At 67.6% G+C, this 20,057-nt stretch carries 18 protein-coding genes; 13 read left to right on the forward strand and 5 right to left on the reverse strand.

What is annotated here, in order from left to right; translation table 11 throughout:
• The first annotated feature begins 62 nt into the window (after positions 1-62).
• From paaA to H4W26_RS06400, 7 genes are all read left to right on the forward strand, one after another.
• Positions 63-1,094 (forward strand): 1,2-phenylacetyl-CoA epoxidase subunit PaaA, encoded by a 1,032-nt coding sequence (gene paaA, locus H4W26_RS06370; RefSeq protein ID WP_192591260.1) that lies wholly within the window; start codon positions 63-65, stop codon positions 1,092-1,094.
• 83 nt (positions 1,095-1,177) lie between these two features.
• A complete protein-coding gene (paaB, locus tag H4W26_RS06375; protein WP_192591261.1) occupies positions 1,178-1,477 on the forward strand; it encodes a 1,2-phenylacetyl-CoA epoxidase subunit PaaB in 300 nt (99 codons plus the stop codon).
• Positions 1,474-2,301, forward strand: coding sequence for a 1,2-phenylacetyl-CoA epoxidase subunit PaaC (gene paaC, locus H4W26_RS06380; RefSeq protein WP_192591262.1), 828 nt, complete (start codon positions 1,474-1,476; stop codon positions 2,299-2,301). The genes paaB and paaC overlap by 4 nt, the downstream gene beginning before the upstream one ends.
• Positions 2,302-2,312: 11 nt before the next feature.
• Positions 2,313-2,825, forward strand: a complete 513-nt coding sequence (gene paaD, locus H4W26_RS06385) for a 1,2-phenylacetyl-CoA epoxidase subunit PaaD (RefSeq protein WP_192591263.1) — start codon at positions 2,313-2,315, stop codon at positions 2,823-2,825.
• Positions 2,825-3,976: a 1,2-phenylacetyl-CoA epoxidase subunit PaaE gene (gene paaE / locus H4W26_RS06390; protein ID WP_192591264.1), complete on the forward strand. Its 1,152-nt coding sequence runs from the start codon at positions 2,825-2,827 to the stop codon at positions 3,974-3,976. Before paaD ends, paaE begins: the two co-directional genes overlap by 1 nt.
• Before the next feature lie 26 nt (positions 3,977-4,002).
• Positions 4,003-4,773, forward strand: coding sequence for an enoyl-CoA hydratase/isomerase family protein (locus H4W26_RS06395; RefSeq protein ID WP_192591265.1), 771 nt, complete (start codon positions 4,003-4,005; stop codon positions 4,771-4,773).
• 64 nt (positions 4,774-4,837) lie between these two features.
• The gene (locus H4W26_RS06400) at positions 4,838-5,065 is read left to right on the forward strand and encodes a hypothetical protein (RefSeq protein ID WP_192591266.1); all 228 of its coding nucleotides are present in this window, start codon (positions 4,838-4,840) and stop codon (positions 5,063-5,065) included.
• 29 nt (positions 5,066-5,094) lie between these two features.
• Here the strand turns inward: H4W26_RS06400 and H4W26_RS06405 are convergent, their stop codons facing one another.
• Positions 5,095-6,060, reverse strand: coding sequence for an AraC-like ligand-binding domain-containing protein (locus H4W26_RS06405; protein ID WP_192591267.1), 966 nt, complete (start codon positions 6,058-6,060; stop codon positions 5,095-5,097).
• Between the two features lie 183 nt (positions 6,061-6,243).
• Here H4W26_RS06405 and H4W26_RS06410 point away from each other — a divergent pair, with 183 nt between their 5' ends.
• Positions 6,244-7,767, forward strand: a complete 1,524-nt coding sequence (locus H4W26_RS06410) for a GMC family oxidoreductase (protein WP_192591268.1) — start codon at positions 6,244-6,246, stop codon at positions 7,765-7,767.
• 43 nt (positions 7,768-7,810) lie between these two features.
• Positions 7,811-9,208, forward strand: a complete 1,398-nt coding sequence (locus tag H4W26_RS06415) for an aldehyde dehydrogenase family protein (RefSeq protein WP_192591269.1) — start codon at positions 7,811-7,813, stop codon at positions 9,206-9,208.
• 140 nt (positions 9,209-9,348) lie between these two features.
• Here H4W26_RS06415 and H4W26_RS06420 read toward each other — a convergent pair whose 3' ends face one another.
• The 4 genes from H4W26_RS06420 to H4W26_RS06435 form a co-directional block, all read right to left on the reverse strand.
• On the reverse strand, positions 9,349-10,935 hold the full coding sequence (locus H4W26_RS06420; protein ID WP_192591270.1) for a sulfatase-like hydrolase/transferase: 1,587 nt from the start codon (positions 10,933-10,935) through the stop codon (positions 9,349-9,351).
• A gap of 181 nt (positions 10,936-11,116) precedes the next feature.
• Entirely contained in the window at positions 11,117-13,225 is a 2,109-nt protein-coding gene (gene paaZ / locus H4W26_RS06425; RefSeq protein WP_192591271.1) for a phenylacetic acid degradation bifunctional protein PaaZ, read from the reverse strand.
• A 69-nt stretch (positions 13,226-13,294) separates the two neighbouring features.
• Positions 13,295-14,395 (reverse strand): MDR family oxidoreductase, encoded by a 1,101-nt coding sequence (locus H4W26_RS06430; protein WP_192591272.1) that lies wholly within the window; start codon positions 14,393-14,395, stop codon positions 13,295-13,297.
• The gene (locus H4W26_RS06435) at positions 14,392-14,838 is read right to left on the reverse strand and encodes an Lrp/AsnC family transcriptional regulator (protein ID WP_318779789.1); all 447 of its coding nucleotides are present in this window, start codon (positions 14,836-14,838) and stop codon (positions 14,392-14,394) included. Before H4W26_RS06435 ends, H4W26_RS06430 begins: the two co-directional genes overlap by 4 nt.
• Before the next feature lie 235 nt (positions 14,839-15,073).
• On the opposite strand from H4W26_RS06435, the gene pdhA reads away from it, so the two are divergent.
• From pdhA to H4W26_RS06455, 4 genes are all read left to right on the forward strand, one after another.
• Entirely contained in the window at positions 15,074-16,258 is a 1,185-nt protein-coding gene (pdhA, locus tag H4W26_RS06440) for a pyruvate dehydrogenase (acetyl-transferring) E1 component subunit alpha (protein WP_192591274.1), read from the forward strand.
• 3 nt (positions 16,259-16,261) lie between these two features.
• On the forward strand, positions 16,262-17,338 hold the full coding sequence (locus H4W26_RS06445; RefSeq protein WP_192591275.1) for an alpha-ketoacid dehydrogenase subunit beta: 1,077 nt from the start codon (positions 16,262-16,264) through the stop codon (positions 17,336-17,338).
• A 1-nt stretch (position 17,339) separates the two neighbouring features.
• Positions 17,340-18,953 carry a dihydrolipoamide acetyltransferase family protein gene (locus H4W26_RS06450; RefSeq protein ID WP_192591276.1) on the forward strand — a complete coding sequence of 538 codons (1,614 nt, stop codon included), beginning with the start codon at positions 17,340-17,342 and terminating at the stop codon, positions 18,951-18,953.
• Positions 18,954-19,105: 152 nt separating this feature from the next.
• Positions 19,106-19,972, forward strand: a complete 867-nt coding sequence (locus H4W26_RS06455; protein ID WP_192591277.1) for an urea carboxylase-associated family protein — start codon at positions 19,106-19,108, stop codon at positions 19,970-19,972.
• Positions 19,973-20,057 lie beyond the last annotated feature (85 nt).

The raw sequence follows: 20,057 nt of genomic DNA on the forward strand, positions 1-20,057 counted from the left end.
ACACCCTCAGTGCTATACTGAACGAACGGTCGGTAAATAATGCGACGGAATCGAGGATGACCATGTCACCCCAGAACCACCAGCACGCGCCCCTTCGACTCGCCGATGAGGCTGATGCCGCTGCGGCTCGGGACGAGGCAGAGTCCGGAGAGCAGCGCTTCGACGAGATCATTGCCGATGACTCTCGCATCGAGCCACGGGACTGGATGCCGGAGTCCTACCGGAAGTCTCTGGTGCGACAGGTCTCCCAGCACGCCCACTCCGAGATCATCGGCATGCAGCCCGAGGGCAACTGGATCTCCCGCGCGCCGAGCCTCAAGCGCAAGGCGATTCTGATGGCCAAGGTCCAGGACGAGGCTGGCCATGGGCTGTACCTCTACTCCGCCGCAGAGACCCTGGGCACCCCCCGCGAAGACATGTACGACCAGCTCTACAGCGGCAAGGCCAAGTACTCCTCGATCTTCAACTACCCGGCACGCACCTGGGCCGACGTCGGCGCCATCGGCTGGCTCGTCGACGGCGCTGCGATCGTCAACCAGGTGCCGCTCTGCCGCGCCTCCTACGGACCCTATGGCCGCGCCATGGTCCGCATCTGCAAAGAGGAGTCCTTCCACCAGCGCCAGGGCTGGGAGATCCTCTACTCGCTGTCCCACGGCACGCAGGAGCAGCGCGAGATGGCCCAGGCCGCCGTGGACCGCTTCTATGGACCGGCGCTGCAGATGTTCGGCCCGCCGGACGGGGATTCTCCGAACTCGCAGCAGTCCATGGCGTGGAACATCAAGCGCTTCACCAATGATGAGCTGCGCCAGCGCTTCGTGGACATGATCGTCCCGCAGGTCGAGGCCCTGGGCCTCACACTCCCCGATCCGGAGCTGAAGTGGAACGAGGAGCGCGGTCACTACGACTTCGCCGAGCTGGACTGGGACGAATTCTTCGCCGTGATCAAGGGCAACGGCCCCTTGAGCCGCCAGCGACTGGAACACTACCGGAGCGCGCGCGACGAGGGAGCCTGGGTTCGCGAGGCCGCCGTGGCCTACGCAAACCGAGTGTCCCAGGAGCAGGACCGCGACCAGGCAGCCCTCATCGGCGCCTGAGCGTCACCCCCCCCCCCCCCCCCCCCACTCACCCCTCACGCTGACCGACCAGACGTCGTCACCACCGCAAGAAAGGCGAGGCCATGTCCTCCAGCGCAGATTCGAGCTCCTGGCCCCTGTGGGAGGTCTTCATCCGAGGCTCGCGTGGGCTCTCCCATGTGCACGCGGGTTCCCTGCATGCCCCGGATGCCACCATGGCGATCCGCAACGCCCGGGATCTCTACACCCGGCGCAACGAGGGCACCTCGGTGTGGGTCGTCCCCGCCGAGGCGATCATGGCCTCGGATCCGGACTCCAAGGGCGGCTACTTCGAATCGGCCCAGGGCAAGAGCTACCGCCACGCCACCTATTACACCCAGTCAGAAGGGGTGAAGCACCTGTGAGCTTCGCATCGCATGACTCCGCCACCCGGCAGTCGCAGGGCGAGGCGATCACCGCCGAGGAGATCGCAGCCTCAGGCGCCACGGCCGATGAGGCCACCGCCCGCTATGCACTGATCCTGGGCGACGACGCGCTGATGCTCTCCCAGCGACTCGGCGCCTGGGTCTCTCGGGCACCGGAGCTGGAAGAGGACGTGGCCCTCGCGAACATCGCGCTGGACCTGCTCGGCCACGCCAGGTTCCTGCTCACCTATGCCGGCACCGCCTGGGGCAAGTCGGAGGATGACCTCGCCTACTTCCGTGAGGAGGAGGAGTTCCGCTCCTGCCGCCTGGTGGAGCAGGAGAACGGTGACTTCGGCAAGACCATCGCCCGGCAGCTGATCTTCAGCTTCTACCAGCACGAGCTCTACAGCCGTCTGGTGGACTCCACCGACGCCACTCTCGCGGCGATCGCGGCGAAGGCGCTCAAGGAGGTGGACTACCACCAGGACCACGCCGCCCAGTGGGTGCTGCGTCTGGGACTGGGCACCGAGGAGTCCTCCCGGCGCATGCAGTCGGGCTTGGACTCGGTGTGGTCCTATGTGGAGGAGCTCTTCACCGATGTGGAGCCCATCGCCGAGCTCGGTGACGTCGCGGTGCTGCCCTCGGCGCTGCGCGAGTCCACGTTGAACCGACTGCACCAGGTCATCGAGGACGCGGGGCTGGGCGTGCCCGACATGTCCGGCGCCCACGGAGCCGATCGCTCCGGCCGCCACTCCGAGCAGCGCGGCTTCATCCTGGCCGAGATGCAGGTCCTGGCCCGCCGCCACCCCGGAGCCACCTGGTGAGAGGAGCAGTCATGGGGACGTTGAGACCAGAAGCTGTGACCCTTCCCGCCGACGCCACCGTCTGGGAGGTCGCCGCCACCGTGAACGATCCGGAGATCCCAGTGCTCAGCATCGCCGATCTCGGGATCCTGCGCGAGGCGCGGCTGGACGAGGATGGCACCGCCGTCGTCGTCATCACGCCCACCTATTCGGGCTGCCCCGCCATGGACACGATCCACGCCGATGTCACGGCCGCACTGCGCCACGCCGGGCACGAAGAGGTCCGCGTGGACACCGTGCTGCAGCCCGCGTGGACCACCGACTGGATGACCGATGAGGGCAAGGCGAAGCTGCGTGAGTACGGCATTGCTCCGCCCACCGGCAAAGCGGCCCTGGGGCCGGTCCGGGTGGGACTGAGCGTGAAATGCCCCCGCTGCGACTCCCCCAACACTCGTGAGATGACCCGCTTCGGCTCCACAGCATGCAAGGCGCTCTACCAGTGCCGCGACTGCCTGGAGCCCTTTGACCACTTCAAGGTGCACTGATGTCGACGACCACCCGCCGCCGCGCGAGCTTCTCCACGCTGACCGTCTCCGAGGTGCGCCCGCTGACCTCGGACTCGGTGGAGGTCACCTTCGCCGTTCCCGAGGAGCTGCAGGAGGACTTCGACTACGCGCCCGGGCAGTATGTGGCGCTGCGCACCGAGCTGGACGGCCAGGAGGTCCGCCGCTCCTACTCCATCTGCACCGAGCCCACCCCCGGGGAGATCCGCGTCGCGATCAAGCGCGATATCGGCGGAGTGTTCTCCAACTGGGCCAACGAGTCGCTGAAGCCCGGAGATCAGATGGAGGTGATGAACCCCTCGGGGGCCTTCGTCTCCAAGACCGCGATCACCTCGATGAACAATCCCGCGAAGCTCGCGGAGGAGGCGGTGGCGCTGCGCTCGGACGTGCACCTGGTCGCCTTCGCCGCCGGTTCCGGGATCACCCCGATCATGGCCATCGCGCGCTCCGTGCTGGCCGCCTCGAAGGACTCCACCTTCGATCTGGTCTACGCCAACCGCTCCGCGGGCGACGTGATGTTCGCCGAAGAGCTCGGCGACCTCAAGGACCGCTACCCCTCCCGACTCGCGGTGCACCACGTGCTCAGCCGTGAGCAGCGCATCAACCCGCTGCTCACCGGGCGGATCGATGAGGAGAAGCTCAGCGACCTGCTGGACAAGGTGCTGCGCGTCCAGGACACCGATGAGTGGTTCCTCTGCGGGCCCTTCGAGCTGGTGCAGATGGCCCGGGACTCCCTCGCCGCCCGTGGGGTCGATGAGAACGACGTGCGCTTCGAGCTGTTCACCACCGGGCGCCCGGACCGTCCCGAAGGCCAGCAGGGCCGAAAGGTGGAGGCTGATCCGGAGGGAGAGAACGTCCAGATCGAGTTCACCCTCGACGGCCTCACCGGCCAGGTGGCCTCCCCGACGGGTTCGGGAGAGACGGTGCTCAACGCCGCGCTGCGCGCCCGCTCGGACGTGCCCTTCGCCTGCGCAGGCGGAGTCTGCGGCACCTGCCGCGCGAAGGTGGTCTCGGGGGACTTCGAGATGGAGGAGAACTTCGCTCTGGAGTCCGACGAGGTCACGGCGGGCTACATCCTGACCTGTCAGACCCGTCCCACCTCCGAGAAGCTCGTGGTCGACTACGACGCCTGAGCGCCACCCCCGACACAGGAGCTGCCATGATCAACCTCACCCTTGCCGACGGCGTCGCCGAGATCACCCTCGACGCCCCCAAGAAGCTGAACTCCCTGGACGAGCAGGCGATCGATGACCTCGATGCGGCCTACCAGGAGGCGGAACGGGCCGGAGTGCGAGCCCTGCTGCTGCGCGGCGAGGGCAAAGGCTTCTGCGCCGGGCGGGACATCTCCGAGGTCGTGCCGGCCACCGACGACGCGCTGGGCTTCCTGCAGGGGAAGGTCACCCCGCTGATGCGCCGAATGGCCGCGTTCCCCGCGCCGACCTTCGCCGCAGTCCAGGGCGCCTGCCTCGGCGTGGGGCTGGGGCTGACCATCGCCACGGACGTGGTCTATGTCGCCGAGAACGCCAAGATCGGCTCGCCCTTCGCCGCACTGGGAGCCACGTTGGATTCCGGGGGCCATGCCCTCTTCGTGGAGCGCCTCGGGGCTCACCGCACGCTGGATCTGATCTACACCGGAGACCTGATGTCGGGGGCCGAGGCCGTCACCGCAGGTCTGTTCTCCCGGGCCGTGGACCCGGAGGAGCTCCTCGATTTCACCCGCGAGAAGGCCGCCGTCGCCGCCCAGGGTGCCACGCTGGCCTTCCGCGAGTCGAAGGCACTCGTGGCGGCGGTCCGCGACCAGCGCATCGGGCTGTGGGAGTCGCTGAAGGATGAGAACCATGCCCAGGGTCGGCTGTGCGACTCGACGGATTATTCGGAGGGTTTCGCCGCCTTCCAGACCAAGCGAAAGCCGGTGTTCAACGGTCGCTGAAACGTGACCCGGCACATAGGCATCCAGGCTTGCCGGGAGCCATGCACAGGTCTAGCCTTCTCGCATGGAAGCCATTGAATTCATTGAAGCGGTCATCCTCGGCATCTGGGCGCTGGGCATCGTCGCGGCGCTGTTCACCATCCCGCTGAGCAACACCAAGACCCAGGCGCTGGTGATGTTCCTGGTCGCCTTCGCCCTTCCGATCATCGGCTCGGTGGTGGCGATCACGACTGCAGCGGAGCTGCGTTGGGAGCTGCACCAGGACCGCAGGGACGCCCGCCACCACGTCTAGGGCTTCCCACTGCTGGAGCGGTGCATGCGTCAGCCGCCGACGATCTGCCGGCGAAACGCCCCCGGTGAGACTCCGTACGCATTCTTGAACGCGCGGCTGAAGCTCGAGGCTTCCGGATAGCCCCAGCGGGCGGCCACCGCGCTCACAGATCTATGGGCGTGGGCAGGGTCCCCGAGCTCCAGCCGGCAGCGCTCCAACCGGCGACGACGGATCCATTCGCTGGGGGTCGTTCCTTCTTGTGCGAAGACCCCCTGCAGATAGCGCATCGAGACGTGCAGGGCTCGTGCCACCGCCTCGACCCCTAGGCCTGGATCACCCAGACGGTCGTCGATATGTTTGACCGCCTCCAGGTAGACCACGTCCCTGGTGGGAACATCCGCGGCGGGCCTGAAGCGCGAGAGCAATGTCGCCTGGACGAGTTGGAGCACCGCTGAGGCCGCGCGTGGGTCGGGAGCCATCTCACCCTTCTGCAGCTGGTCATCGAGGCTCCCCAGCAGCGAGGACGTCAAGGCTCCCAGTCCGGCACTTCCAGGGATCCGCTGGGCCACGACGTCGCGCGCCTGTTCGGCGGAGAGACCCAGATGTTCCACCGCGATCTGCACCACGAACATCCGATAAGCCCCGTCGAAGACGAGGTCGTAGGGTCGACGAGTGTCATAGATGACCAGGTCTCCCGGGGAGAGGATGGCCTCTCGCCCATCCTGTCGGGTCAGTGAGCTCCCCTGCACCTGCAGGGCGAACTTGAAGACTCCCGGGTCCCCCGCCGCGATGGCCTGGCGACTTCGACGCACGGTGACCGCGTCGCCACCCACTCCAGCGACACTCAAGGACCCCAGAGCCAACCCGGTGAGCGAACCGTGGAACTGGGAGGGCTGCTCGGTGCTGGCGTCCAAGGGAACGAAGGCGGTGCTCACTGCGTGGTGCCACGCCTCGAAGCGCTCCCCGGGCGCCAACGGGTCAGGATCGAAGGACACCTGCCCCGTCGTCGTCGTCATGCTGGGCCACCCCGATCTTCGCTGCTGCTCTGCATGCGTCCAGTCTTTCACCTGATTGTGATCCGGAACACAATTGTGCGTCTGCTGCACAGGTCCGTGCGTCTGAGATCAAGGCGGGGGTCCACTCTGAGGAGATGCTGGTCTCATCACCGCGGAACTGCGATTCAAGGAGACACGAAGACGATGGATGCACCCCGGACAAGCGACTACATCGTGATCGGCGCCGGATCGGCCGGCTCTGTGATCACTCGGCGCCTGCTCGACGCCGGTCACAGCGTGCACGTGATCGAGGCCGGCGGTCAGGATGAGGACCCGAACATCCACAGCCCGCAGGGGTGGCCCATGCTCATGCAGGGGCCTTCCGACTGGGCGCTGAGCACCGTGCCGCAGGTTCATGCCGACAACCGCAGCATTGCTTGGCCGCGCGGGAAGGTGCTGGGCGGATCGGGGTCGCTGAACGGCATGATCTACATCCGCGGGCACCGTTCGGACTATGACAAGTGGGCCGAGGCGGGGTGTGAGGGCTGGGCGTGGGAGGACGTGCTTCCACTCTTCAAGCGCTCCGAGGATCACGAGGACGGGGCCTCCGAGTTCCACGGCGCCGACGGGCCGCTGCACGTGGAGAAGATCGTGCATCGACATGCCAGCTCCGAAGCCTTCGTGCAGGCCGCCGGAAGCCTCGGGATCTCCGAGACGCAGGACTTCAACGGCGAGCAGATGGCAGGGGCCGGGTTCAACCACACGACCACGAAGGACGGGAAGAGACACAGTCCCTGGCGCGCCTTCATCCAGCCGATCCTGGGACACGAACGGCTCACCGTCACCACGGATGCCTTGGTGCACCGGATCCTCCTGGAGTCCGGACGCGCGACCGGGGTGGAGTACAGCACCGAGTCCGGGACCCACATCGCTGGCGCTGAGGCGGAGATCGTCCTCTGCGGCGGCGCCATCGGCTCTCCTGCGATCCTGCAGCACTCGGGCATAGGCGATCCCGCCGATCTCGCGGCGGCAGGCATCGGTGCTGAGCTCGAGCTGCCCGGCGTCGGCAAGAACCTGCAGGATCACGTGCTCGCGAGCGTCATCTACGAGGCTCCCGAGCCGCTGGCCGAGGGACGGCACAACCTGCTGGAGGCACAGCTCTTCGCGCACAGTCGGCAGACCGACGAGGAGGCCCCCGACATCCAGCCGCTCTTCATGCATTTCCCCTACCCCACCGACGGCGGGGAGGTTCCGGCGGCCGGTTTCACCATCAACGCCGGGATCGTCCGTCCTCGCTCCCGCGGAACATTGCGCGTGACCAGCAGCGATCCACGGGTCGCGCCGCTGCTGGACCCGAATCTGCTGGCCGATGAATACGACCTCGAGGCTCTCTGTGACGCCATCGAGCTCTGCCGCGACATCGGCAAGCAGGATGCCCTGACCCCCTATCGCAAGGCCGACTTCAACCCCGCCGGACCGCTGAGAACCCGCGACCAGGTCCGCGCCCACGCCCGAGCCATGGCAGGGACCTACCACCACCAGGCGGGCACCTGCCGGATGGGGGTCGATGACCTCTCGGTGGTCGACCCGCAGCTGCGCGTGCGCGGGGTGACCGGGCTGCGGGTGGCCGACGCCTCGATCATGCCCGCGCTGCCCAGCGGAAACACCAACGCCCCGTCGATCATGATCGGCGAAAAGGCTGCCGACCTGCTGCTGCAGAGCCGTTGAACACCTTTCTCGATCACCACCGCTGACCCCTGAGGAGAACACCATGACCACCACCCTGCTCGACCAGATCCAGTCCGCTGACGGCCCGGAGATCCTGGACCCCGCCACCGGCGAGTTCATCGCCCGTGCTCCGCAGACCTCTGCCGCGGACCTCGACGACGCCGTCGCCTGTGCCGTCCGCGCCCAGGTCTCCTGGGCCGCGACACCAGACCCCGAGCGTCAGTCCGCCCTGCATGCCGCCGCCGACGCGGTGGAGGCCCACGCCGAAGAGCTCGCCCAGCTGCTCTCCCGCGAACAGGGAAAACCGCTCAACGGACCGAATGCGCGCTTCGAAGTCGGTGCCTGCGTGGCCTGGCTGCGCACCGCGGCATCGATCCCGGTGGAGCCGGAGGTGCTCCTCGACGACGAGTCCGGACACGCAGAGCTGCACTACCGCCCGCTCGGCGTCGTCGGTGCGATCGGGCCCTGGAACTGGCCGATGATGATCTCCGTCTGGCAGATCGCGCCGTCGTTGCGCATGGGCAACACGGTGGTCATCAAACCCTCCGAATACACCCCGCTCAGCGTGCTGGCCCTGGTCAAGGTGTTGAACTCGGCGCTGCCCGCGGACGTGCTCATAGCTGTCCCCGGTGACGGTTCGCTCGGCAAGCAGCTCACCGAGCATGCCGATATCGCGAAGATCATGTTCACCGGTTCGGTGACCACGGGCAAGGCCATCATCAAGACCGCCGCCGACACGATGAAGCGGATGACCATGGAGCTCGGCGGCAATGACGCCGGAATCGTGCTCGATGACGCTGATCCCGCGGCCATTGCGGAGGACCTGTTCTGGGGAGCGTTCATCAACACCGGTCAGACCTGCGCGGCGCTGAAGCGGCTCTACGTGCCGGACTCGATCTACGAGGAGGTCTGCCAGGCGCTGACCGAGGTCGCGGCAAAGATGCCGATGGGCATCGGCCTGGAGGAGCAGAACGTTCTGGGACCGCTGCAGAATGCGAAGCAGCGCGACATCGTGGCCCGACTGGTGGACGCCGCGAAGGACTCTGGGGCCCGTGTGCTGATCGGTGCCGACCCGGACGACGACGCCGCAGGCTTCTTCTATCCCGCCACCCTCGTGGCGGACATCGACCCGCAGAACCCGCTGGTCACCGAGGAGCAGTTCGGCCCGGCTCTGCCGATCATCCGCTACACCGACCTGGACCAGGCCATCGAGTGGGCCAACGGCCTCGAGGTCGGCCTCGGCTCCTCGGTCTGGTCCTCAGACGTCGCGCGGGCCACCGAGGTCGCCGCCCGGCTTCAGGCCGGCACCACCTGGATCAACAAGCACGGCGCGATCGATCCACGAGTACCCTTCGGCGGCGCGAAGCAGTCCGGCTTCGGGCTGGAGTTCGGCCTGCAGGGGCTCAAGGAGGTCGCTCAGCCGCACGTGATCCAGCGCTGAGCAGTCTCCCCCGCTCCCCCGCTCCGCTCCCCCGCAAAAAATCGTAGACCTCCGGCAATGTCGTAGAGCTATAGCTCTACGATTCGCTAGAGGTCTACGATTTTTTGCTGGGGCGTTCTGCTGACGCGGGTCGGGCGGGGTTATGGGGTGACGTCTTCGCCGACCCAGGCGTCCTTGAAGAACTCTGCGGACCGGGACTTCAGCAGCTCGGCGTAGGCCCCCGGGGAGAGCGACTGCGCTGAGTCCTCGGGCACCTCGTCGGTGAAGGCTGACACGCCCAGGCCGGCCTCATGACCCTTCACGTCCAAGCCCGCCACCTCGAGGATCGTGGGGAACATGTTGAGCTGGTCGATGTCCGAGCGCATCGGGGTCAGCTCCTGCTCGCCTGGAATCCAGATGCGGTTGAACAGGCCACGATCCTCGTGTGCACCGAGCTGCTCGTGGAACGCATCCCCCGGGTCGGCAGGCTTGAGGTGGTCACCCATGATGACCACGGCCGTGTCCTCGAGGTAGCCCTGTTCCTCCATGTGCTCCACGAGTCCAGCCACCTGGTTCATCGAGCAGGCGTAGACCGAGGTCGCTTCCGTCTCCGTGTCCACCCTGCAGTAGTCGTGGACATGCACCGGCTCGTGCGTGTCCAGCGTGAGCACCGAGAGGTTGAACGGCTCACCGGTCTTCTCAGCCTCTGCGTGCAGGCCATCGAGCTCGTCCTTGGCATACTCCATGAGCCGCTGGTCGCTCAGGCCCCAGTCGCTGCGGAAGCTGCTGTCCGGCTCTCCCGCGTCGCGCCAGTCGCCTCTGCCCAGGACCTTGGAGTAACCGTGGTCCTTGAGCATGGTGTCCTTCGCGGCGAAGGAGGGGTTGGCGCCGCCGAGGAACACGTTGGTGTAGCCGTTGTCTTCAAGAATGTCCCCCATGCAGGTGAGCCCGCCCAGGTAGGTCTCGGTCCCCACACCACTCTCTGCGTAGGACCCGCTGCTCGCAGCGGAGAGGATGCCGCTGAGCGGAACTCCGCACTGGCTCGAGACCAGGCCAGCCATGGTCCAGCCGCTGCCGTCGTACTGCCTCAGGTCATCGATGCTCTGCCAGCCATCTTCGGCACGGGTGACCTGTTTCAGCGAGGAGTAGACGTCCTTCTCGAAGAGCTCGTCGTCTCCAAGGGCATCATCCCCGGACTCGAGATAGACCATGAGCAGATTGCGGGGGTCCCCCTCCGCCGTGACGCTCGGCTCCACGTAGTGGTCACCGAGGTCGAACTTCGAATCCGCGGCCTCGAGGTAGTCGGTCACCTGCACGGTGCTGACGAAGGCCGCAGGGCCACCGATGATCAGGGCCAGGACAAGGACGCCGTAGATGCTGCGCCCGAACCACGACGGACCGTGGTGGCGGGCCGATGTCGATCTGCGTCGACGGATGCGACGAAGGATCGACGGCCACCACAAGACGCCGATCGTCATCAGCAGCGGCGCGACACCGATTCCCAGGATGCAGACCCAGACGATGACGCCGCCTCCGCCACCGATCTCCATCGACATGAGGTTCATCAGGACCTGCACCACGGTGACCTTGCCCCAGTGGTAGTGGATGATGGCGGCCGCGATGAGCAGCGCCATTCCCAGCCAGGTCAGCGTGAACAGCAGCACGCCCGCAAGGACCCTGCCGATCCGCCCGGTCGTGGATCGGACGCGCCGGGGTGCGGCAGCATCTCGCGATCCAGATGCTCGCATGTCCGTCATCCCTGATTCACCTCAAGTCCAGCTGAATGTCATTCAGCGAACTACAATACCGCGTCCTGCCCGCGGGCATGAGGATCCCAGGCCGCGGGTTGATCACTGCGGCCGATCAGAGGGGCACGCCAGAGCGCTCGACCAGGAGATAAACCGAGCGATCACCGACGACGACGGCGGCTCAGACCCACTCGGGCTTGCTCTCCTTCGCCACGCGGGTCAGCACGTCATAGGTGGCCACGATCTCGTCGTGCTGGTTGTGCAGCACCGTGTCCCAGCGGACCTCGCCGTAGTCGTCGGTCTCGCGCGGGATGATCTGCTTCGCGGTCAGGGTCACCCGGATCGAGTCGTCATAGGTCACCGGGGTCTGGAAGGAGAGGTTCTCCAGACCGGTGTTCGCCAGCACCGGTCCCGGGGCAGGCTCCACGAAGAGCCCTGCCGCCCAGGCCACCAGCAGGTAGCCGTGGGCCACCCGGCGCGGGAAGAACGGGTTCGCGGTCGCCGCCTCCTCATTGGTGTGCGCGTAGAAGGTGTCACCCGTGGACTCGGCAAAGGCGGTGATGTCCTCCAGAGCCACGGTGCGCAGACCCGAGGCGAACTGATCGCCGATACGCAGCTCCGCCAGGGACTTGCGGAACGGATGCACCGCCGAGCCGTCGGCCACGGTCTCCGGCATGGCCGTGACGGCCTTCGCGCCGCGGTGCCAGACCCCGGTGACTCCGGTGAGCAGATCGGGCGAGCCCTGGACCGCGGTGCGCTGCATATAGTGCTTCACCGCGCGGATGCCGCCGAGCTCTTCGCCGCCGCCGGCCCGTCCGGGCCCGCCGTGCACCAGGTGCGGCAGCGGGGAGCCGTGACCGGTGGAGGTCTTCGCGTCGTCGCGGTCGAGGAACAGCACACGTCCGTGATGGGAGGCGATCCCCCGGGTGAACTCCGCCGCGATCTCAGGGTCGTGGGTGCAGACCGTGGCCACCAGGGACCCACCGCCGAGCGCGGCGAGGTCCACGGCGTCGTCGACATCGGCGTAGCCGAGCACCGAGGTGACCGGCCCGAAGGCCTCCACCGAATGCACCGCAGGGGTGCGGGGCTCGGCGAAGGAGAGCACGGTGGCAGGGAAGAACGCGCCCCGCGACGCATCGGCCGATCCGGTGCCGGACTCGGGTCCGCCCACGCGGACCGCACCTCCGGCGCTGACCAGCGCGTCCACCGCCCGGGCGACCTCGTCGCGCTGATCCGTGGAGGCCAGCGGACCCATCGTGGTGTCGGCGTCGCGCGGATCGCCGAGGACAACGCGGGACTCGAGCCGAGCACGCAGCGCCTCGACCACCGGATCCACCTGCGCGGAGGGCACGATGACGCGGCGGATCGCGGTGCACTTCTGTCCCGTCTTCGCGGTCATCTCCAGGGTCACCGACTTGATGAAGGCCTCGAACTCCACGGAGTCCGGTGCGGCGTCGGGACCGAGGATGGCGGCGTTGAGCGAATCGGTCTCCGCGGTGAAGCGCACGCCCTGGTTCGCCACGTTGTCATGGGAGCGCAGCAGCTGGGCCGTGTTCGCCGAACCGGTGAAGGCCACGTGGTCGCGGTGGTCCAGGTGATCGAGCAGGTCACGGGCGGATCCGGAGATCAGCTGCAGCGCGCCGGCGGGGATCAGCCCGGAATCTATCATCAGCCGCACACAGGCCTGCGTGACGTAGGCGGTCTGCGAGGCCGGCTTCACGATGGTCGGGACTCCGGCGATGAAGCTGGGGGCAAACTTCTCCAGCATCCCCCAGACGGGGAAGTTGAAGGCGTTGATCTGCACCGCCACACCGGTCAGCCGGGTGTAGATGTGCTCACCCAGGAAGGATCCGTCGCGGGAGAGCTGCTCCACCGCCCCGTCGACGATGACGTTGGCGTTGGGCAGCTCCTTGCGACCTTTGGAGGAGAAGGTGCGGATGGTGCCGATGCCGCCGTCGACGTCGATCAGGTGGTCCCGACGGGTGGAGCCGGTCCGGTCGGAGAGCTCGTAGAGCTCCTCGCGGTGCTCGTGGAGGTAGGCAGCCAGATGCTTGAGCCGCAGCGCGCGCTGGTGGATCGTCAGCTGCCCCAGGCTGGCCTGACCCGAGGAACGGGCATGGGCGACGGCGGCGGCCGTGTCCAACCCCTCGGTGGAGACCCGGCAGACCGGCTCGCCGGTGGACGCGTCGAGGATGTCACTGGCCCGCTCCGGGCTCTCCGGGGTCCACCAGGAATCCTGGATGTAGCTGGGCAGCAGGCGCGGAGCCGCAGAAGTGTCAAGGGCAGCCATGGGGTCCTCTCGGTGACAGTGGAACAGACCGCGGCACAACTGACCGATCGGTCGGTAATTTGTCTCATCCTAACGCGAGAAGCGTGGATGTGACACCCCACACACGGAGCCCCACCCCGGAGCCGCCCCGGAGCGACTCCTGAGCCGCTCGAGATCAGCCCCGAGGTTCACCACGGTGCGGCCACGAACCTGGCCGGCGAGGATCTGCTCAGCCTGCTCGAACACCCCGTCCAGAGCGATCTCCTGGGTCATCTCATCCAGCAGCTCCAGGGGCAGGTCGGTGGCCAGCCGCCTCCAGGCCTCTTCGCGCAGCGCCTGTGGCGCGGTGACGGAGTTGATCCCGGCGAGGGTGACTCCGCGCAGGATGAACGGCATCACGGTGGTGGGCAGATCGTGACCCTGCGCCAGCCCGCAGCTGGTGACCGTGCCGCCGTCCTCGGTCTGGGAGAGGATGTTCGCCAGCGTGGCTGAGCCTGCCGAGTCCACGCCGCCGGCCCAGCGGCGCTTCTGCAGCGGGGCTCCGGGCTCGGCGAACTCGGCGCGGTCCAGCAGGTCGCTGGCACCGAGGCGCCGGAGGTACTCACCCTGGGTGTCTGCCCTCCCGGTCACCGCGCTCACCTGGTAGCCGAGCTTCGCCAGCAGCGCGATCGCCACCGATCCCACGCCCCCGGCAGAGCCGGTGACGACGACGGCGCCCGCCTCAGGCCGCACTCCCCCGCGCTGAAGCGCGAGCACCGAGAGCATCGCGGTGAACCCCGCTGTGCCGATCGCCGCGGCCTGGCGCGCAGTCAGCCCCGCGGGAAGCTTCACCAGGTGCTGGCCCGAGACGCGGGCACGCTGGGCGAGTCCGCCGTGAGCTGACTCGCCGATGCCGCCGCCGGTGAGCACCACCTCGTCACCGCGAGTGAACGCTGGGTCCGCCGAGGCGGTCACCTCCCCGACCAGATCGATGCCGGGGATCAGCGGAGAGGTGCGGGCGACCCCGGGCTTGCCCGCCAGCGCGAGCCCGTCCTTGTAGTTGATCCCGGAGTAGTGCACGGCGATGTCCACCGGGGCGTCCCCGCCGGAGTCGTCGAGGAAATGGTCCTCGAGGTCGACCATTTCTGCCTGGTGCTCCTGGATTCGCCCCTTGTCCAGGGTCTGCTGGATCAGTGCTGCGCGAAAGCTCATGACTGCCTCCTTGGCATTGGGTGCTCATGCTGAGTGTGATCGTCGAAGATCAACGCCGTCTGTGAGGACTGCACGCACGCCAGGGACTGGATCCGCTCGAAGATCACCCGGCGAAGCTCCTCCACGGTCCGGGTGCGCACCAGCAGAACGGCGTCGTACTGGCCTCCCACCAGAGCCAGATGTCGCACGGCAGGCTCATCGGCGAGCGCCCCGCGCAGCACCTCCCAGTCATCCTGCTTCAGCGTGAGGAAGACATAGGCGGCCGTGGCCATCCCGGCGGCGCGGGAATCGATCACGGCGGTGTAGCCCTCCAGCACTCCCGATCGACGCAGGCGGGAGATGCGCTCGTAGGCATTCGCGCGGGAGAGGTGCAGTCCGGCGGCGATCGCCGAGACCGACTGACGGGCGTCCACGCTGAGCGCATGCAGAATCTGATGATCCACGGAGTCCAGCGAGATGTCACGTTCTGTCGGTCTGTCTTGTCCCTGGCCCATAGTCCTGGACGATACCAGCGCCTCTCCAGCCCGATCACGCAGTTCGTCCAGCCACAGCCTCCCCGCGGCGGACCCCGTCTCGGATCTGCCGCGCCGATGGCCCCGGGAAGGTGAGCTGGGCCACACTCATACCAAGAGTGTGATGCACCACACGTGCAATTGACGTCTTTTGAGGAGGCTGGGCATGACCAGCGATACAGCGCCGGGGTCCACCGAACAGGGCTCCCACATCCGGGACACCAGCAGCAGCTTCGGCATCACGCCGGAGCAGTACATGCTCCCGGCCGCCCAGCAGATCCGCATGCTCGGCCCTGACGGGAGACTGATTCCCGAGGAGGAACAGGGCACCAGCCCGGGACACGAGTACCCCATCCCCGAAGATGACGCGCTGCTCGCAGCCTACGAGGCCCTGGTGGTGGGCCGCCGCGTCAATGACCAGAACTACGCCCTGGTCCGGCAGGGTCGGCTTGCCGTCTACCCCTCCTCCCACGGCCAGGAGGCCTGCCAGGTCGGTGCCGCGCTCGCACTGGGCGAGGGAGACTGGATGTTCCCCACCTACCGCGACACCGTGGCCACCATCAGTCGCGGCGTCGACCCGCTGGAAGTCATGGTCTCCTTCCGCGGGGACTGGCACTGCGGCTATGACCCGCTGCAGTACAAGATCTCGGCCATGTCGACCCCGCTGACCACCCAGCTGCTCCACGCCGTCGGCGTCGCCCATGCGGCCAAGCTGCGCGGAGAGGACACCGTGGTCCTGGCCATGTGCGGGGACGGTGCCACCAGTGAGGGCGACTTCCATGAGGCGCTGAACTTCGCCGCCGTCTTCGAGGTCCCCGTGGTCTTCTTCGTGCAGAACAACGGCTACGCCATCTCGGTGCCGCTGTCTCATCAGACCGCCGCGCCCTCGCTGGCCCACAAGGCCATCGGCTATGGGATGGCGGGCGAGCAGGTGGACGGCAACGACATGGTGGCCGTGCTGGCCACGCTGCGCCGCGCCGTCGACCTTGCTCGCAAGCACTCGATGCCGCTGCTGCTCGAAGCCATCACCTACCGCATGCAGGCCCACACCAACGCTGATGATGACTCCCGCTACCGCGAGTCCGACGAGGTCGAGCAGTGGAAGCAGCGCGATCCGCTGCAGCGCATGCGCACCTTCCTCACCGACCGGGGCGTGCTCGATGAGAATGCCGAGACCCGCATCAGCGGCAAGGCCGAGGAGGTCGCCGCGGCCCTGCGGCTCGCGATGACCACCGAACCGGCCATGGACCCGCTGGAGATCTTCGACCACGTCTATTCCGCTCCCACCGCCCAGCTGCGCGAACAGCGCGCCCAGCTGGCCGATGAGCTCGCTCGAAACCAGGAGGGCTGACCCATGGCCACCACGACCACCATGCCCGCAGCGGCCGAGACCGCGACGGCCGCCAAGCCCACCACCTTCGCCGCCGCGCTGAACACTGCGATGTCCGATGCCATGGAGCGCGAGGCCTCGGTCTGCGTCTTCGGAGAGGACGTGGGCACGCTCGGCGGCGTCTTCCGCATCACCGACGGGCTGACCCAGCGCTTCGGCAAGGGCCGATGCTTTGACACCCCGCTGGCCGAATCCGGCATCGCCGGAATGGCCATGGGCATGGCCATGAACGGCATGCGCCCGGTCATCGAGATGCAGTTCGACGCCTTCGCCTATCCCGCGCTGGAACAGATCTTCAGCCACATCGCCAAGACCGCGAACCGCTCCCGCGGGCGGGTCCGCCTGCCCATGGTCATCCGCATCCCCTACGGCGGCGGCGTCGGCGGAGTGGAGCATCACTGTGACTCCTCCGAGGCCTATTACGCGCACACCCCAGGACTGAAGATCTACACCCCGGCCACGGTGAGCGACGCCTACCTGATGCTGCGCGAGGCCATCGACTCTCCTGACCCGGTGGTCTTCTTCGAACCGAAGAAGCTCTACTGGACCAAGGAGAGCGTGGATCTCAGCGCGCTGCGGAACCAGTACGAGACCGCCGCAGAGGATCCCTCGGCGCAGGCCGCCGGAGTCGGAGCCGAAGGCCGCGCCGTCGTCGTCCGGGAGGGCAGCGACGTCTCCTTCATCAGCTACGGGCCCAGTGTGTCCACCGCGCTCAAGGCCGCCGACGCCGCCGCAGAGGACGGGATCTCCGCGGAGGTCCTGGACCTGCGCAGCATCGTCCCCTTCGACGACGCCGCGCTGGCCGCCACGGTGGCCAAGACCGGACGCGCCATCGTGATCGCCGAGGCGCAGGGCTTCGTGTCCGTGGCCGCGGAGATCGTGGCCCGGATCCAGGAGCGCAGCTTCCATTCGCTCTCCTCCCCGGTCAAGCGCGTGACCGGATTCGACATTCCGTATCCGTCGCCGAAGCTCGAGGAGCACCACCTGCCCAGCGTGGACCGCATCCTGGACGCTCTCGACGAACTGCAGTGGGAGGACTGAGATGACCACGTTCAATCTGCCCGATCTGGGTGAAGGACTCACCGAGGCCACGCTCCTGAGCTGGCTGGTGGCCGAGGGCGAGACGATCGTGGTGGACCAGCCGATCGCCGAAGTGGAGACCGCCAAGTCCGCGATCGAGGTGCCCTCCCCCTACGCGGGGGTCGTCACCACGCTCCATGGCGCCGTGGGCGAGACCATGATCGTCGACCAGCCGCTGATCACCGTGGACGACGAGAGCGGCCTCGAGGGTGTCGCTGACTCCAGCGGTGGCGCCGCCGACTCGAGCGACGACGCCTCCCCGACCGCTGCCGCCGAGGACGCCGGAGCGCTGAGCTACCGCGAGGAGGAGCGCGCCGGCACGACCCCCGCCACCGGAGAGGTCTCCGACCCCGAGGAGGAGGGCTCGGGCAACGTCCTGATCGGCTACGGCACCTCCACCTCCTCGAACAGCCGACGACGACGCAGGCGCAACGGTGCGTCTCGGCAGACCCCTGCCGGCGGCGGTGGTCAGACCGCACAGGCCGGCGGTGGTGAGACCGCACAGGGCGGCTCGGGTGCCGCGTCGGCAGCCGCCCCGGCCCCCCAGCAGAAGGCGGCTCAACAGAAGGCCCCTCGGGTCTCCTCCCCGCTGGTGCGCCGCCTCGCACGGGAGCACTCGGTTCCGCTGGGCGAACTCAGCGGCTCCGGTCCGGACGGAATGATCCTGCGCGCCGATGTGCGGGCAGCGATCAACGCCTCCTCGGAGCAGGAGACTCCCGCCGCGCAGAGCCGCGCAGCAGCGGATCAGTCGCAGGCCACCGAGACTCCGGCTGCGTCTTCAAAGGCAGTGGCGTCTGCTGAGCCAGCAACCTCGTCGAAGTCCGGGCCTGGTTCCACGACGGCGGCCGCTCCCGGCGGTCTCGAGGTGCGCGAGCGTGTCCCGATGTCAGGGATGCGCAAGGCGGTGGCCACCACGCTCTCACGCTCACGCCGCGAGATCCCCGAGGCGACCGTCTGGCAGGACGTGGACATGACCGAGGTCCTCGCGCTGCGTGCCCGCCTCAAGGAACAGGCGGCCAGAGATGGCGGCGCTGCGCCCTCGCTGCTGGCCCTGCTGAGTCGATTCGTGCTGGCGGGGCTCTCGCGCTATCCGGATCTCGCCACCCGGCTCGAGGAGCGCGAGGACGGCACTCAGGAGATCGTGCACTTCGACGGGGTGAACCTCGGGTTCGCGGCGCAGACTCCGGCCGGTCTGGTGGTGCCTGTCATCCGGCACGCCGAGCGTCTCTCGGCCCGCGGGCTGCACACCGAGATCGGACGGCTCGTCGGCGAGGCTCGCGAGGGGTCGATCTCCGGGCGCGAGCTCACTGGAGGAACCTTCACGGTGAACAACTACGGGGTCTTCGGCTCCGACGGGGCCACACCGATCATCAACCATCCTGAGGTGGGCATCCTGGGCATCGGTCGCATCCTCGACCGCGCCTGGGCCGTCAACGGAGAGCTGGCAGTGCGCAAGGTCGCGACGCTGACCATCGCCTTCGACCACCGGGTGTGCGACGGCGGCACCGCCGGCGGGTTCCTCAACTTTGTCGCCACCTGCCTGGAGGACCCGAGCTCCGCGCTGGCTGATCTGTAGCCCTCGACTCTGCCTGGATGCAGCTGAGCCAGGAGGGGCCGGCGTCGACACGAGCTGTCGACGCCGGCCCCTTGCTCTTAGTCCAGGAGATGCGGTGCGGGCCGCGGGGTAGTAGGAATGGAGGCTCGTGGCCAGACCTTCGAGGAGACAGCATGACCGAAGACCGCAGCACCCCCCGGAGCTATGAGCAGCCGGCGGCCTACCAGTCACTCCCGGGTGGACCGCTCGATCCCGATCGCGGCTTCTACGCCGGCGTCGCCTCCGCCGACCGCGCACTCACCCAGGAGTTTGAGATCCCGGTCCGTTCCGGGCAGGCCTGGGAGGTCAAGGCCGGGTCGATCGTGCGGATCCATGCGGTGGAAGGGCCTCAGGTCGGTGACCTGAACCTCTGGAACCTGCACAACCCTCGCGAGCACTTCTGGGCCGCACGGACCCGGCAGCTGCAGCGGGCGTCCATGACCACCTATGACCGCTTCTGGTCCACGCTCCCCTACCTGCGACCCATGGCCACCGTGATCGGGGATTCCATGGCCGAGCACCCGGACGCCGAGGTCATCCATGACCTGCTGGGCACGCGCTGCGATCCCTACGTGAATCGCATGCTGAGCGGGGAGGACTTCGATCAGCACTGCCATTCGAACCTCACACGGGCGGTGCTGGACCATGGCCTCACCGAATCCGACATCCACGATGTGCTCAATGTCTTCCAGTTCGCGGGCCTGAACGAGAAGCGCGAGTACTTCATGGACACCTGTCCCACACGACCCGGGGACTTCTTCGAGTTCTTCGCCGAGATCGACCTGCTCTGCGCACTCTCCACCTGCCCGGGCGGAGATCTCTCGATGCACATGTGGGGCTCGGAGGCGGCGAGCCCGGAGGAGCAGCTGAAGCACTGTCACCCGCTCGGTGTCCAGGTCTTCTCCGTGGCCGAGGATGCGCTGCGCGGCTGGACACCGCCCGAGCCCGCCGCCTATCGCGGCAGGAACGGTCGCCACGGGCTGGAGCTCCACTCCTCCTAGAACTGGGAGAGGATCGCGTGAGACACGAGCGGGCCCGGGCGATCAGAGATCACCACGGGCCCGCTCCACTCACCTGAGACAGGTG

Origin of the sequence: Nesterenkonia halotolerans, assembly GCF_014874065.1 — a bacterium.
Classification (GTDB): Bacteria; Actinomycetota; Actinomycetes; order Actinomycetales; family Micrococcaceae; genus Nesterenkonia; species Nesterenkonia halotolerans.

Bases quoted from the DNA above. Each gene is read 5' to 3' on its own strand.
- H4W26_RS06395 (WP_192591265.1), top strand. From the start codon at position 4,003: ATGATCAACCTCACCCTTGCCGACGGCGTCGCCGAGATCACCCTCGAC.
- paaZ (WP_192591271.1), bottom strand. From the start codon at position 13,225: ATGGCTGCCCTTGACACTTCTGCGGCTCCGCGCCTGCTGCCCAGCTAC.
- H4W26_RS06405 (WP_192591267.1), bottom strand. From the start codon at position 6,060: ATGACGACGACGACGGGGCAGGTGTCCTTCGATCCTGACCCGTTGGCG.
- H4W26_RS06400 (WP_192591266.1), top strand. From the start codon at position 4,838: ATGGAAGCCATTGAATTCATTGAAGCGGTCATCCTCGGCATCTGGGCG.
- H4W26_RS06410 (WP_192591268.1), top strand. From the start codon at position 6,244: ATGGATGCACCCCGGACAAGCGACTACATCGTGATCGGCGCCGGATCG.
- H4W26_RS06450 (WP_192591276.1), top strand. From the start codon at position 17,340: ATGACCACGTTCAATCTGCCCGATCTGGGTGAAGGACTCACCGAGGCC.
- H4W26_RS06420 (WP_192591270.1), bottom strand. From the start codon at position 10,935: ATGCGAGCATCTGGATCGCGAGATGCTGCCGCACCCCGGCGCGTCCGA.
- paaB (WP_192591261.1), top strand. From the start codon at position 1,178: ATGTCCTCCAGCGCAGATTCGAGCTCCTGGCCCCTGTGGGAGGTCTTC.
- pdhA (WP_192591274.1), top strand. From the start codon at position 15,074: ATGACCAGCGATACAGCGCCGGGGTCCACCGAACAGGGCTCCCACATC.
- H4W26_RS06415 (WP_192591269.1), top strand. From the start codon at position 7,811: ATGACCACCACCCTGCTCGACCAGATCCAGTCCGCTGACGGCCCGGAG.
- paaE (WP_192591264.1), top strand. From the start codon at position 2,825: ATGTCGACGACCACCCGCCGCCGCGCGAGCTTCTCCACGCTGACCGTC.
- paaD (WP_192591263.1), top strand. From the start codon at position 2,313: ATGGGGACGTTGAGACCAGAAGCTGTGACCCTTCCCGCCGACGCCACC.
- H4W26_RS06445 (WP_192591275.1), top strand. From the start codon at position 16,262: ATGGCCACCACGACCACCATGCCCGCAGCGGCCGAGACCGCGACGGCC.
- H4W26_RS06455 (WP_192591277.1), top strand. From the start codon at position 19,106: ATGACCGAAGACCGCAGCACCCCCCGGAGCTATGAGCAGCCGGCGGCC.
- H4W26_RS06430 (WP_192591272.1), bottom strand. From the start codon at position 14,395: ATGAGCTTTCGCGCAGCACTGATCCAGCAGACCCTGGACAAGGGGCGA.
- paaA (WP_192591260.1), top strand. From the start codon at position 63: ATGTCACCCCAGAACCACCAGCACGCGCCCCTTCGACTCGCCGATGAG.